General features: G+C 57.6%; 12 protein-coding genes and 2 tRNA genes. 7 read left to right on the top strand and 7 right to left on the bottom strand.

Going from position 1 to position 13,881, the window contains the following annotated elements; genetic code table 11:
- Nucleotides 1–4 precede the first annotated feature (4 nt).
- Nucleotides 5–1,783: a hypothetical protein gene (locus tag KDL09_RS10340; protein ID WP_294384506.1), complete on the top strand. Its 1,779-nt coding sequence runs from the start codon at nt 5–7 to the stop codon at nt 1,781–1,783.
- A 57-nt stretch (nt 1,784–1,840) separates the two neighbouring features.
- On the opposite strand, the gene KDL09_RS10335 is transcribed toward KDL09_RS10340, so the two are convergent.
- Both KDL09_RS10335 and KDL09_RS10330 read right to left on the bottom strand, forming a co-directional pair.
- Nucleotides 1,841–2,863 carry an ATP-binding protein gene (locus KDL09_RS10335; RefSeq protein ID WP_294384505.1) on the bottom strand — a complete coding sequence of 341 codons (1,023 nt, stop codon included), beginning with the start codon at nt 2,861–2,863 and terminating at the stop codon, nt 1,841–1,843.
- Nucleotides 2,864–2,973: 110 nt separating this feature from the next.
- A complete protein-coding gene (locus tag KDL09_RS10330) occupies nt 2,974–3,672 on the bottom strand; it encodes a response regulator transcription factor (protein WP_294384501.1) in 699 nt (232 codons plus the stop codon).
- Nucleotides 3,673–3,831: 159 nt separating this feature from the next.
- Between KDL09_RS10330 and KDL09_RS10325 the strand changes: the two genes are divergently transcribed.
- From KDL09_RS10325 to KDL09_RS10310, 4 genes are all read left to right on the top strand, one after another.
- Nucleotides 3,832–3,987: a hypothetical protein gene (locus tag KDL09_RS10325; RefSeq protein ID WP_294384499.1), complete on the top strand. Its 156-nt coding sequence runs from the start codon at nt 3,832–3,834 to the stop codon at nt 3,985–3,987.
- Nucleotides 3,988–4,365: 378 nt separating this feature from the next.
- A complete protein-coding gene (locus tag KDL09_RS10320; protein WP_294384498.1) occupies nt 4,366–5,220 on the top strand; it encodes a UDP-2,3-diacylglucosamine diphosphatase in 855 nt (284 codons plus the stop codon).
- Between the two features lie 77 nt (nt 5,221–5,297).
- Nucleotides 5,298–5,373: transfer RNA gene (locus KDL09_RS10315), tRNA-Ala, on the top strand.
- Nucleotides 5,374–5,392: 19 nt separating this feature from the next.
- Complete coding sequence (locus tag KDL09_RS10310) at nt 5,393–5,809, top strand: hypothetical protein (protein ID WP_294384496.1); 417 nt, start codon at nt 5,393–5,395, stop codon at nt 5,807–5,809.
- 49 nt (nt 5,810–5,858) lie between these two features.
- Here KDL09_RS10310 and KDL09_RS10305 read toward each other — a convergent pair whose 3' ends face one another.
- The 5 genes from KDL09_RS10305 to KDL09_RS10285 all read right to left on the bottom strand — a co-directional run bounded on the left by KDL09_RS10305 (nt 5,859) and on the right by KDL09_RS10285 (nt 10,796).
- Nucleotides 5,859–6,284, bottom strand: coding sequence for a biopolymer transporter ExbD (locus KDL09_RS10305; protein ID WP_294384495.1), 426 nt, complete (start codon nt 6,282–6,284; stop codon nt 5,859–5,861).
- Between the two features lie 21 nt (nt 6,285–6,305).
- Entirely contained in the window at nt 6,306–7,028 is a 723-nt protein-coding gene (locus KDL09_RS10300) for a MotA/TolQ/ExbB proton channel family protein (RefSeq protein WP_294384493.1), read from the bottom strand.
- Complete coding sequence (locus KDL09_RS10295) at nt 7,012–8,253, bottom strand: hypothetical protein (protein ID WP_294384491.1); 1,242 nt, start codon at nt 8,251–8,253, stop codon at nt 7,012–7,014. The genes KDL09_RS10300 and KDL09_RS10295 overlap by 17 nt, the downstream gene beginning before the upstream one ends.
- A 55-nt stretch (nt 8,254–8,308) precedes the next feature.
- Complete coding sequence (locus tag KDL09_RS10290) at nt 8,309–10,369, bottom strand: sodium-translocating pyrophosphatase (protein WP_294384489.1); 2,061 nt, start codon at nt 10,367–10,369, stop codon at nt 8,309–8,311.
- 342 nt (nt 10,370–10,711) lie between these two features.
- A tRNA-Leu gene (locus KDL09_RS10285) sits at nt 10,712–10,796 on the bottom strand.
- A gap of 144 nt (nt 10,797–10,940) precedes the next feature.
- Here KDL09_RS10285 and KDL09_RS10280 point away from each other — a divergent pair.
- On the top strand, nt 10,941–13,070 hold the full coding sequence (locus tag KDL09_RS10280) for an acetylxylan esterase (RefSeq protein ID WP_294384488.1): 2,130 nt from the start codon (nt 10,941–10,943) through the stop codon (nt 13,068–13,070).
- A gap of 230 nt (nt 13,071–13,300) precedes the next feature.
- Nucleotides 13,301–13,783 carry a hypothetical protein gene (locus tag KDL09_RS10275; protein WP_294384487.1) on the top strand — a complete coding sequence of 161 codons (483 nt, stop codon included), beginning with the start codon at nt 13,301–13,303 and terminating at the stop codon, nt 13,781–13,783.
- Nucleotides 13,784–13,881: the final 98 nt, after the last annotated feature.

Below are 13,881 nucleotides of genomic sequence, written 5' to 3'. Positions count from 1 at the left end.
AGTCATGGCCTTTGAATTCATTCCCGATTCACAGCAGCCGGTTCCAGAGATGGAGCCCCCGAAGGAGCGCATCGGCAAGTTCTCCATTTTTCTCCTCTCCTCATTCGGCCTGCTGCTTCTGATCCTGCTGTCATGGGGCACGCTGCGCGATGCGGCCCATGCCGCGCTCGCACGTCAGAACGCAAAGGAAGCTCAAGAGGCGATCGAATCAAAAGATTGGAAACGTGCCTACGATGCGCTCGTCCTCGCCCGGACAAGGGCACCGGAAGACGTGGAGGTCATCACCACCATGGTGGAGTTCCTCAAAGTCACCGGTGCCGATCCCGGAGGTCTGGCGCAGCAGATCCGTCTTCTGGAACAAAAACGGGTTCTGACGGCCGAGGAGGAGTTGCTGCTCGGACGCTCGCTGATTGCCAGCGGCAAAACAAAGGACGCCCGGGAGATCTACGAAAAGCTTCCGGTCAAAGAAAGCGTTGAGAAGCCAGGCATGGAACTGCTGTCCAGCATCCTGCATGCTGAAGGACACACCAAAGAGGCGGAGGAAATCGCCACCCGCGCTGCCGCACAAGGAGAAGACTCTCCCGAAGTTCACCTCAAGTCGACACTCGACGATCTCCAAAGCCCGTTTGGAGAGGTGAGAAACCACGCCGTTCGGCAGCTCTGGCAGATCGCTGAACTGAGCACCGAACCGGCTCTGGAGGCGATTGGCCGACTGGCATCCTCCCGAAGCCTCACACTGCCCGAAGCCCATCGTCTTCTTGATCTCGTCCAAAAGCATCCGCTTAAAACATTGCCTACACGTCTTCAGGTGACATCCGCCCTCATGCGGCTGCAGCCTGATCAACGCACAAACCTCGCTGATGCGGAGATCCAACGGTTTGAGACCGACAAAAACGGCAAGCGTGAGGAGATCGCCTACTGGTTGATGTCGGAGCATCTCAACGACCGGGTCTTCTCCCTCATCCCCAAAGACCTCGCCATACAGTCACGTGAGCTTTATCCCATCCTCGTGCAGGCGCTCGCGCAGGCGGAACGCTGGGAGGAACTCAAAGAGGTGCTGAAACTTCCGCGCCCGCCTGTCCCCAAGAGCCTGCGCGACCTCGCCATGGCGGAAGTGCAGAGCCACCTCCAGCCCGATATGCGGGAAGCACGCCAACTGCTGCAGGGAACGGTCGTAAACGCCATTCAGGAAGGCAATGTGGCCACGCTTCGCACCGCAGCCGCGCTTGCCGAAAAACTCGACCTCGCTGACATCGCCGGACTGGCTTACAAAGAAGCCGGTTTTAGGGCGTCAGCTCTCAATGCACCTGAAGAGGCCATGCAGAACCTGCAAAAGAGCGCGGAGATGGCCCTCCGCATCAAAGACACAACCACCCTCCTTGAAGTCGCGGGCAAACTTCACGAACTGAGCCCTAGCAGTGTTGTTTTTTCAGATCGTCTCACTTATCTCCGACTTATTCTGGGTGTCGAAATGGAAACCATCGACCTGTCGGCTTTGACGGAGCATGACGCACAGAAGGCCGGTCTTTCGATCAAGTTGGAACGTATTCCTGCAGAACTTCTGCTGGCGTTGTCCGCTTATAGGCTGGGAGATCGTACGACCATGCAAAAGCACCTCTCGAGCCTTCAGGATGCGGCCGCTCTTCCTCCGGGACCACGGGCCGTCGCAGCAGGTCTTCTGTCCATGGCTGGCCAGACCGACCGCGCCTATCAGATCGCTGAACAAATTCCCGGAGCTTTGCTGCTTGATGAAGAACGGACCTTTTTGAAACAGGCCCTCTGACGTTCACACCTCAACTCATCGCAGTCGAACACGAGAACAGGATTCAAAAATGCCTGATCAATCAGGCAACGGCACTCGAATGGTGAAAACGGTGCTGACGCCCGGCCGGCTCTCCAACTCGATGCTTCCACCGTGGGCTTCGACCGCCCGTCTCACAATGGAAAGCCCCATGCCCGTTCCCCGCACCTCCTCAGAATGATCTTTGGCGCAGCGGTAGAAACGCTTGAAGACAAACGGCACTTCTTCGGCCGGAATGCCCACGCCGTCGTCTTCGACCGTGATGATACACTCGTGCTTTGTCCAGCGACCGACGACCTTAAGACTTAGCCCCGTGCAGGGGTTCTCCTTGAGCGCGTTTTCGATCAGATTGGAAAAGATCTGATCCCAATAAAAGCGATCTCCGCTTAGAAGACCGCCATCCGGCGGAAAATCCAGCGTGATGACCGGCTGACGAACCTCGATCAATGGATTGAGATGCTCCAGCACGTCCTGCACACATCCCCGCACCAGAAACGTGTCCACCTTCAGCGGTTCGTCACTGCCCTCCAGGCGCGAAATGGTCAGCATGTTGTCAATGATGCGCATCATGCGTCGGCTGTGTTTCTCCATCACATCGAAACATCTCCCGAGTGAGGCGGCGTTTTTGATCATGCCGCTCTTGAGTGTTTCGATATAGCCGTGAATCAGGGACAGCGGAGTGCGCAATTCATGCCCGGCGTTGGTCACAAACTCCCGACGGGCCTGTTCCAGGCCGATCCGCTCGGTGACATCGTCAACCATCACCCATACGCCATTGCGTCCGCCCTCACTCCAAGGAGCCGCACTGACATGGTAATGGCGCTCACCGCTTCTCTCACTCGCATATGGGTCGGGATAGCATACATCGCCCTCCACGCGCGTGCACTGCCCCCGGGCGTCTTCGACCAGCCTGACGATCCCTGCCAAGGCAGGATCGGCCCCGATCCGGCTTCCCACAGTCATGGGGTTCGGCAAAAACAGGACATTCATCGCGAGATTGGCGAAGAGGACCACATCCTCGTCGTCGACCACCAGGATTCCCTGCGGCGTTTCGTTGAGCAAGGAGCCAAACAACCGGCAGTCATCCTGCATGCACATTGGAGGGCATACCTCGACAGGATCTGATTCAGAAGCCGCATCCGAACAAGCCTGCGGCGGCATCTCCTTTGTCATCATGTCTCAACCATCTCCCCAACAACACTTTGGAAAAAATACCCCTGGCGTCTCAGCGTGCCGATGTGCCTGCCATGATCCCCCAGCTTGTCCCGCAGACGTTTGATGTGCGTGTCGAGCGTGCGCGAATGGGTGTCGTCCGCATAGCCCCACACCGCGCTAAGCAGTTCACTGCGCGAGTGAATCACATCCGGATTCGCCATCAAGGTGGTGATGAGTTTCAGCTCGGTGATCGTCAGTTCCACCAGTTTGCCACTGATCGAGAGTGACATGTTCTTGCGATCCAGAAGAAACTCCCCGATGCGCTGTTCGGCAAGCATCACGACCTTCTGCGAACGCCGCAAGACCGCACCGATGCGCAGCATCAGTTCGCGGGGGCTGAAGGGCTTCGTCAGGTAGTCGTCAGCACCGCTTTCCAGGCCGGCGATGCGATCATTCGTCTGCGCTCTCGCCGTAAGCATGATCACGGGGATATGACGGGTTCGAGTGTCCGCCCGCAACCGACGATGCACCTGAACTCCATCAATTCCTGGCAGCATGATATCCAGCACAATAAGGTCTGGCGAAGTCTTTACGGCGGCAGGCAGCACGGCGAGTCCGTTGCCCACCGACACAACCTCGTGGCCTTCTCGTTGAAGATGAAGGCTTACAAGATCGACAATGTCCTTTTCGTCATCGACTACCAAGATTTTGCTCATGATCGGGTGACAGGATTGTGACGGCATGATCACAGTTCTGCCAAAGACAAGCGTGTTACGATCTCGTCGCACACCTGATGAGCAGATCTTCTGTGACGATTTCGTTGCCTTTTCGAAACGAAACCGATGCCGTGTTGCGCGTTGTGATCCATTCCCTCCATGCTGGTCTCTGCCCAGTCCGCCGGCCCGAAGCTGATCAACCAACAAGTATCCAGCCCACTCAAAGACGAAGGCAGCAACATATTTGTGACGCGTTCAACATTGCAGCGCATGTGCCGCATTCCATCATCGCCGCATGCTCAGGAAACGACATGACGAACTCCACAGTTTTCTCGAATGGCGCAGACAGACCCGTTTCGTTCGGCATTACGGAGGCCCCATCGTGGCGATCGCCTTGTTCGCCACCGGACTGTGTTTCGTTTGGAGAGCTTGCAACGGCCGGGTGAAAACACCCAAAGACGGCGTTGAAGCCCACCATCAGGAAGAGATGAACCACCTGCTGCAGGCGTCCAAGTCACCGAGAATGTGACGCGGCGGCACCTCGCTCACTATTCAAGGAAGCCGTCGTCCTCGTGACGAAAAGGTTTCACTTGTGCTCTTTCTTCCTGCGTGCCGGACGACAACCATAGGTCACGGAGTTGTTTCTATTCACACTCCCCTCTCCGGACCGGCCTTCACCCCAAAATAATGACGATGAAAACCAAGCTCCGCATCAAGACCCTGTTCATGTCCGATGTCCACCTCGGCATGGCCGACTCCAAAGCCGTGCAGGCCGCCCACTTGATTCGTCACTGCAAATGCGAAAAGCTCGTCCTTAACGGCGACATCATTGATGTATGGGCGCTGAAAAGTTCAGGGCGATGGACTCAAGAGCACACGCACTTCGTCAGAACCGTGCTCAAGAAAATGGAAAAAGAAGGCACCGAGGTCATCTACCTGCGCGGCAATCACGACGACATTCTGGAAAAGTTTCTGCCGTTCAAGCTGGCGGGTCTCTCTCTCGTCGATGAGCACATTCATGAATCACCGCACGGCCGGTATCTCGTGGTACACGGTGACGGCTTCGATCATGTGACCACCAATCATGTGTGGCTGGCGAAAGTCGGCGCGGTGGGATATGAACTGCTGCTACGCCTTAACCGTGCCTACAACACGTGGCTGCGCTGGCGACGGAAAGAAGCCTTTTCCCTCAGCCGCTGGGTGAAAATGAAAGTGAAGCATGCTGTCAGCTTCGTTGGCCGCTACGAGGAGCAGTTGCAGAACCTGGCACGTTGGAAGAAATGCCATGGCATCATCTGCGGCCACATCCACACGCCCGCCGACAAGATGATCGATGATGTCCATTATCTGAACTCCGGTGATTGGGTGGAGAGCATGACCGTCGTCGTGGAGCATCTGGACCGCACCTTTGAAGTGCTCAGTTACCATGACTTCTGCCGTCTCACCGGCCGAAAGCCCAAAGGTTCCGCGCCGAGCATGAACGTGAGCGAGATCTCCGAAAAGCCGCTGGCCCTTCCGGCACCGCAGGAAGAACTGATGGAGGCATAAAATCAGGCCCAGTTGGCCGCCTCCAACGAATCAGCTTGCCGGTAGAGCACCGGGTGCCATAATCGCCTTGCTGTTTTGGGGCTATAGCTCAGTTGGTAGAGCGTCTCGTTCGCAATGAGAAGGTCAGGGGTTCGAATCCCCTTAGCTCCACCATCCTTTACCTGACCACCTCATGAAGCACCTGCTGTTCAGTACTCTTGCCGCCTGCACTCTGATTTCCTGCACGACCCAGGATTTGGAACTCAGCTCTCCAGGAACCCCGGGAATCATTGTGGCCCATGAGGTCCAATGCACGCACGATGATGGCAAACTCATCCTGCCAGCCGGACTTTATCAACCTGAGGCCCAGTCGGCCAAAGGCATTTACTATGTCGCCCCAACGCCCCTGACGACCTCAGGGATCATCAGGCAGGGACACGAGCGCGGTGGTCTCTTTATCGCCAACGAAGGCTGGCAATGGGCGTGGATCGGGCATCCGGCCTACGAGGTGACGGAAAATCAAACCTCCATCATGGGAAAGCGCGGCATCATCATGCCGAAGCACTTCAAGTTTGAGCCCTACGTCCCATTCACGAAGGCGAAAAAATAGGGCAGTCCCAACGAAGAACTCCTCCGGCGCCAACGAGGTCTGTCGTCACTCACGAGCCAGGAGCTCGCTGAATACGAGCCGGCACATCATTGATGCTGTAACCAGCCTCACGCAGAGCGTCCCAGACCTTGACGAGAACGCCAAGAGCCGCCGTGGTATCCGCCTGCAACTCGAGCTTCATGCCGGGCTTTGAGTCTTTGAGCGACGTGATGGCGATTGCAAGCTTGTCGAGATCGACGGGTTTGCCGTCGAGGAATATCTTCTGATCTTGAGTGATGCTGATGGCGGTGCGTGATTCGGGCGTCTGGGTGGCTCCGCCGAGCGATTTGGACTCCGGCAGGGTGATCTTTACCTGAGTTTTCTCCTTTTTGAAGGTGGTGGTGGCGACGAAGAAAATCAGCAGGATGACCATGATGTCGATGAGCGACACGATGGGGATCATCGGAACTGGGCGGCGGCGGGGGCGCAGATTCATGGCAGACGTGCGTGCGTGGAATCAGGCAGCCGGACGCTGCACCTCGAAATGCTGATAAAAATGCTGGATGGTCTCCTGCATGATGGACTCGACGCGCACGGCCAGAGCATCGAGACGGCGGGTAAAATAGGTGTGCGCGAGCACGGAGGGCACGGCGACAAACAGTCCCGCGATGGTGCAGCGCAGCGCCACGCCGATTTCATGAGCAATGACCGCTGTGTCAGGTCCGCCATCACCTCCGGCACCGAAGGCGGAGAACATGCCCACCAGCCCGGCCGTGGTGCCAAGCAATCCCAACAGCGGAGCGACCGTCACCATCACCTCAAGCAAAGGAATGCCGCTCTCCAAGCGATGAATTTCCTCGCGGGCCTTGATGTCACAAGCGGCATGGCACTCCTGCTTGCTGGTGAAAGCACCGCTGATGGCCATGGAGCCGAGGCGCGACAGCATGGAACCGTCACGCTCCAGAAAATCCTGCAGGGGGCGGATGTCTCCCTTCACCGCATAGTTTGGAATAGAACGAAGCTGGCTCACGACGGCATTGGGCATGATGATCTGCTCACGCAGTTGCAGCCAGGCCAGGATGGATGCGCCGATTGCCGCCATGGAACACAGGACGATAAGCGCCATGACGAACCCGCCCGTGGCGAGGAAGTCATAGAGAAGATTGAAACCGGAAGGCGCGGTCTTTTCAGCAGCCGCGAGCAGTGGCGAAGCGAGCAGGAGATCAGTAAATGAGGACATTGTATTCGATTTTCAGGCGCTCCTGATCGTTCATGGGGAGCGAAGGGATCACATCGGCGGGAATGGGCGGGATGATCGCATCACGGATCGCCTGCAAAGTAAATCCTGTGAGAACAGGATTGGACTCCTTGTCATTGACGATGCGGAGATCCTCCACCTTGCCCTTCTTGTTGACGTAAAACACAATTTCCAAGCTGCCGTAGGTGACTCCGTCGCGGCGCAGCAGCCGGTAGAGATGCCACTTCTTTTCCACCTGCCCCGTCACCTGACGAATGTACCGCCCCTTCGGCGTCTCCTCGGCATCGACCGATGCTTCGGTTCCACGATTGGAAATGGTGCCCTTTGTCTGAGTCGTTCGGGTGTGTGGTGTAAAGGCACTGTCTTCCTGATTACGGGTTGTCGAACGAGTTTCGGGCTCGTCCAGCACAGGTAATGCCTTCGGAATCGGCTGCTGCTGAGATTCCGGCATCGCTTGGGCCGTTTCGCGGGCCGGAGGCGTTTGCTGCTCGGGCTTTTGCGGCATCGGAGGGGCGTCGTCCGGCGTCGCTTCCGGCTTCTTCACCTCGATGGTCAGCCTGTTTTTGTCCACCTTGGCCAGAGCCTTGTCAGCTTCCTCCATCATCTTGGTCAATGGAGTCGACTCAGGCACGACCTTGGCAACCTTTTGGGGCGGAGTCACCGGCTGGGGTGGTGGGGCTGCGTTCTTCGGCTTAACAATCGAAGGAGGCGTCGGAGGTGTCGGCTCCTGAGGTTGCAGCATTGCCAGCGCCGCCCCTTTCGGAGTCTGGGGACGTGCGTCATCTTTGAGTTCACCATCACGGTGATCACGGTCCGCCAGTTCGCGCGTAGGAAGCTTCAAGCCATCCATCGTGGGCAGCGGTTCGGTACCGTCGGGAAACGGAGCTTTGACGGTGGATGCCCGAGTGTTGCGGTCGGCGATAAAAGCGGCGTTTTTTGGAGCCGTTTCCGCGCGCTCGTTCTGCGCTGTGCGGATGTAGATCTCCTTCTTGGGTGGCGGCGGAGGCAGAAGGGGCGGTTCGGGGATGATTTGTTCCGGGAACAGCAGCGTCACCTCCTCTTCTTTCGGCTGGGCATGGGCCTGCTGCCATAGCTTTCGGGCGGCCTCGCCGGCAAACATCCACGCCAATAGCAAAAACAACACGGCATGCACCACCAGAGATCCGGTGATGGCAATACGCAGGTTATTGTCGGGGTGGGCGGTCACGTGGGGGCTCTTTAATAGTGCTCCCCCGCCATACGGAATCAAATGCTGATTCCCATCACTTCACGACCGCCTTGAAGACGATCGGAATGATGAGAATGGCGAGGATGTTCACCACTTTGATCATCGGATTCACGGCCGGACCGGCGGTGTCCTTGTAGGGGTCTCCAACGGTGTCGCCTGTCACGGCAGCCTGGTGGGCAAAGCTGCCTTTGCCACCATGATTGCCTTCTTCGATGAACTTTTTGGCGTTGTCCCAGGCACCACCGGCGCTGGTCATTGAAATACCGATGAACAAACCGGTGACGATCGTGCCGATGAGCACCCCGCCCAGCGCCTCCATGCCGACATAGGCCATTCCGATCACGAAGATCAGCGGCAGCAGTGCCGGGACGATCATCTGGCCAAGGGCGGCCTTGGTCACGATGTCCACGCATTGGGCGTATTCAGGAGTGTCGGAACCGGTGAGAATGCCGGGCTTGGCGGTGATCTGACGGCGAACTTCGCGCACCACGGCACCGGCCGCATTGCCCACGGCGCTCATGCAGAACGAGGTGAACAGGAATGGCAGCAGGCCACCAATGAACATGCCGATGACCACACGGTGATCCATCAGGTCAAAGCTCACTTTGTGACCGACGAAAGCCTGCAGGTCTTCGACATAGGACCCGAACAGCACCATGGCGGCCAGACCGGCACTGGCGATAGCGTAACCTTTGGTCACAGCCTTCATCGTGTTGCCTACAGCATCAAGTTCGTCCGTGATCTTGCGCACGCTTTCAGGAAGGCCGGACATGACGGCAATCCCGCCCGCGTTGTCCGTGATCGGACCAAAAGCATCCAGTGAGATGATGATTCCAGAGAGCGAAAGCATCGACACGACGGCAATCGCGATCCCGTAGAGACCGGCGAGATCGTAGCAGCCCCAGATCGAGGCGGCGATGGCCAGCACCGGCATCAACGTGGCCTGGTTCCCGATGCTGATCCCTGCGATGATGTTGGTCGCATGCCCGGTTTCAGACGCCTTTGCAATCAGGCGCACCGGTCTGTGGTGGGTGCTGGTATAGTAGTTTGTGATCCACACCACCAGCAGGGTCATGATCAACCCAACTGCGGCGCAGTAGAAAATGTTCGCGCTCGGAACTGCGAGGCTGCCGATCTTGAGTTCGGCCCCGAAGATCGAGGAGGTGGCCCACCAGAACAGCGCCGAAGCGACGATTCCTGAAACAGCAACGCCACATACGAGCGATGCCGTCGCCTCCTGCTTCACGAAGTTCACCCAGCCGATGCCGATGAGAGATGCGATGATCGCCAGACCACAGAGCACGAACGGATAAATCACTGCGGCATCGCTTCCGACCGTGAGATGGCCCACGAGCACGCCGCCGATCAGACTCACTGCGTAGGTTTCAAAAACGTCCGCCGCCATCCCTGCGCAGTCGCCCACGTTGTCACCCACGTTGTCCGCGATCGTCGCCGGATTGCGCGGATCGTCTTCATTCAGATTCTGTTCATTTTTACCAACGAGGTCGGCACCAACGTCCGCCGCCTTGGTATAAATACCGCCGCCGAGACGCGCGAACACACTGATCAATGAGCTGCCTAGCGCCAGCCCCACCAGGGAGTCGATGGCGTGCTTGGCATGATCCGTCGCCCCGCGGACAATCAGATAGAACACACCGACAGAGAGCAGTCCCAGCGCCACCACGAGCAAACCGGTCACCGCACCGCCGTTGAACGCCACTTTGAGCGCCGGATGGCTGCCAACCGAAGCGGCCTGGGCGGTGCGCACATTGGCCCGCACCGCAATCATCATGCCGATGTAGCCGGCAGCCAGCGAGCACAAGGCTCCCACCACAAATCCCGCGGCAGTCACACCGTCACGCAGATACCAGATGGCAGCAAAAATGACGATTGCGATCAAACTAACAGCCATGATCTGACGGTTCAGATAAGCTTTCGCCCCCTGCTGGATCGCACTGGCGATGGCGTGCATCTTCTCATTGCCAGCATCAGATCCGACGACCTTGCGGATCAGGATTAAGGCGAACACGAGCCCCACGATGGCAAGGCCGATCGAAAGGGCGATTCCGTTTTGAAGCAGAAAGGATGGAGGCATGTGTAAGGAATGTCGGGTGGTTGGTCCGAGGCGGGTAAAGCCGGGAATTCTAGCGAGTCGAAATATGGAGGCAAGAACTTGCTCCGTGTTTTGTTGCCCCCCTTCCGGGCCACCTCACGCCGGCAGTTTGAACACCGCGAGCTTACCGTCATCAGCCGACCAGCCTGCTTGATGGTTCGCAACTTCTTGACCGGAAAGAAGGCGAACCCGTGTCGAAGAAAGCCAGTGCACGGCCACCAAAGGCCGTCCCGGGCACGGCTCTCAACGCCGCTTTCGGTTCAACCCACCACGTTACAGTCGGTCGGTCTCCCAAGGCAGACATCATCGCTGATGGATCAACGATGGTGCTCGGGAAGGGACTCGAACCCTTAAGCCTTTCGGCACAAGATCCTTAGTCTTGCGCGTATACCAATTCCGCCACCCGAGCAGGGTCTAAAAACAGGGCCGCGAATATAGACGCTTCGATTTTTATGCAACCACTGTTTTGCCTTTTTATGCAGTTGAGTGCCGCTCCCCCTCAAAACGCGAACAGTCTTGCCTTTCAGGGCCGTTTTGGCTGTCATTCATTCACATGCGCGCCCCCCTGCTCCTCTGCCTGCTGCCTTCCCTTGTCCTCGCAGCCTCACCCTATCCTGAAAAGACCCCCGACACGCCGGGCAACAAGCTCCTTGACCGCTACCTGGCCGGGCAGGCACGCGAGATCGCGCTGAACAACGGCGTCGGCCACATCGAAAGCGCCGGGGAATGGAAGGCGAAAGCCCCCGAATACCGCAGGCAGATGTTCGAGATGCTTGGCCTGGATCCCCTGCCGGAGAAAACACCGCTGCACGCCACCAAGACCGGTGAGTTGAAGGGCGACGGCTACATCGTGGAAAAAATGCATTTCCAGTCGATGCCGGGGCTCTATGTCACGGCGAACCTGTATCTGCCTGACAAAGTGGCGAAGCCGCTGCCGACGATCCTCTATGTCTGCGGTCATGCGAACGTCGTGAAGGACGGCGTCAGCCTCGGCAACAAGGCGGGCTACGAGCATCACGGCGTCTGGTTCGCGCGGCATGGTTACGCCTGCATGATCATCGACACCGTGCAACTCGGGGAAATCCGTGGCGAGCACCACGGCACCTACAGCAAAGGCCGCTGGTGGTGGTTCTCGCGTGGTTATACACCCGCTGGGCTTGAAGCCTGGAGTTGCATCCGCGCGCTCGATTACCTCGAAACGCGCAAAGAGGTGGACAAGAAGCGTTTCGGCGTCACTGGCCGCAGTGGCGGCGGAGCGTATTCCTGGTGGATCACCGCGCTGGATGAGCGCATCAAGGCCAGCGCCCCAACTGCCGGCGTCACCGACATGCAGAATCAGGTCATCGATGGCTGCGTTGAGGGCCACTGCGACTGCATGTTCTTCGTGAACACCTACCGCTGGGATTTCGAGCGCATGGTCGCACTCGCCGCCCCGCGTCCGCTGCTGATCGTGAACACCGACAAGGACAGCATCTTCCCCATCGACGGCGTGTTCCGCATCTACCAGAACGTGCGCAAGATCTACGCACTCCTCGGTGCGGAGGCGAACATCGGCCTGCAGGTCGCGGAAGGACCACACAAGGACCTGCAACCGCTCAACATGGGCGCGTTCCATTGGTTCGAGCGCCATCTCAAAAGCGCGGATCCGATGCAGGTGATCGACGAAGGCGCAAAAAAGAGCATCGATCCTGTGTCGCTGCGTGTCTTCAACGAATTGCCGAAGGATGAACTCAACACCAAGATCGACGAGACCTTCGTTCCCATGGCAAAGGCGCCTGCCCCGGCGACGAACGATGCGGACTGGAAGAAGCAGAACAACGAGTGGATGAACGACTTGAAGGAGAAGGTGTTCAACGGCTGGCCCAAAGACATCGCCTCGGTCAATCCGCAGAAAGAGAGCAGCGCCGAGGTCGATGGCATCCGCATGACGGCCTATGATTTCGAGAGCCAGTCTCCCTATCGCCTGCGGCTCTATATAGTGAATCGCGATGGACTGCGTCCACAGGACCTCGAACTCGTCGCGCTCAACGTACTCGACGAGGAGGGCTGGGACGAATTCTGCGCCGCCTACCACTCGCGCTTTGGCAAACTCATCGAGGTCTTCCCGGGTTCACCGAAGGACGACGACGCGTTCGAGCAGGAGAAAAAAATGTTCACGAACTTCAAATGGGGCATGGCCTACGTCTGCCCGCGCGGCGTCGGCCCCACGGCCTGGACAGGCAGCCCCAAAGCACAGACGCAGCGCCTGCGCCGCTTCTACCTGCTCGGCCAGACGCTTGACGGCATGCGCGTGTGGGACATCCGCCGCTGTCTGCAAACCATCCGCGCCATCCACGGCTTCGAAGAAACGCCGCTGTGGATTCAGGCGCATCGCGACATGGCCGTCGATTCTGTCTATGCCTCGCTGTTTGAGGACAACATCAAACGCCTCGACCTCCACGACATGCCGCTCACCCATGGCGGCACAGTCGATGGTGATCCCAAAGCTGTCGGCCCCGCGATGCTGAACGTTCTCAAATACCTCGACATCCCCCAGGCCACCGCCATGGCCGCCATGCGCAGCCGCGTGGTCATCTACTCCGACAAAAAAGACGCCTGGGACTACCCTGCCACGATCACGAAGAACCTCGGCAAAGAGAAGCAATTTCAAATTCGTGAACCGGTGAAACCGGAGGAGAAGTAACCGGTCAGGCCGTTCCTGAATCAGACCAACTTGGAATATTCACACATCGTTTTGATGCTCCTAGGTGGAACGAACCCAACCTTTTTGTCGCCTGATTCCAACATAAGCGTGTAAACCCACACTCATGAACGCAATTCGTCGTACTCAGGCTAGAAATTTGCTGAATTTAACGCTGCTGGCAAACCGACTGATTTGTGAATAATCCACAATGTTATACAGAAAGGGCACACATGGCCCCGGAAGCGCAGAAAAGCACAAGAAGAAAATACTTCATAATCATCGCCACGATCATAGTGCTCGTTGTGTTATGGATACTCTTCGCAATTGGACGCGTGCTGCTGGGCGTTGCTCCATGGGGGCCAAGGATCGGTGGTAAATTGCCCAATGGCACAGAAGTGTATTTTCAGGCACGTCCAGTGCATCCTATTGAAACTGACGACCGTCTGACCGTTGTTGTTCCCGGCATGGCACCAGAACACTACTGGGTTGATCGAGTCCACGGTGGTTTTGGACACGTGGTCCTAAAGTACAACCAAACCGGAAGCCAGCTTTGGGTAGAGTCCGATGGAAAGGTCGGCGCCTCCATTGATCTAACCACCAGTGATTTTCGCGCCGAGGGTGAACTGCAACACAAGTGGGCACAATACGGAACCGGCACAACACTTGACTCAGGAAACACAAGCAGTCTCATATTGCTCCTCCGGCCTTGGTAACCGAACAATTACAAGCCGTCTAACCAACCGCTGCACACGAATTCCTCCAGCCGCTCTGCGGCTTCCTGAGTCGGTGAGCTCTAACGTTGGCCAATGCT

Origin of the sequence: Prosthecobacter sp. (genome assembly GCF_020439865.1) — a bacterium.
Lineage (GTDB): Bacteria > Verrucomicrobiota > Verrucomicrobiia > Verrucomicrobiales > Verrucomicrobiaceae > Prosthecobacter.
Note: the sequence above shows the minus strand (reverse complement) of the source record. Positions and strands in the feature narration are given on the sequence as shown.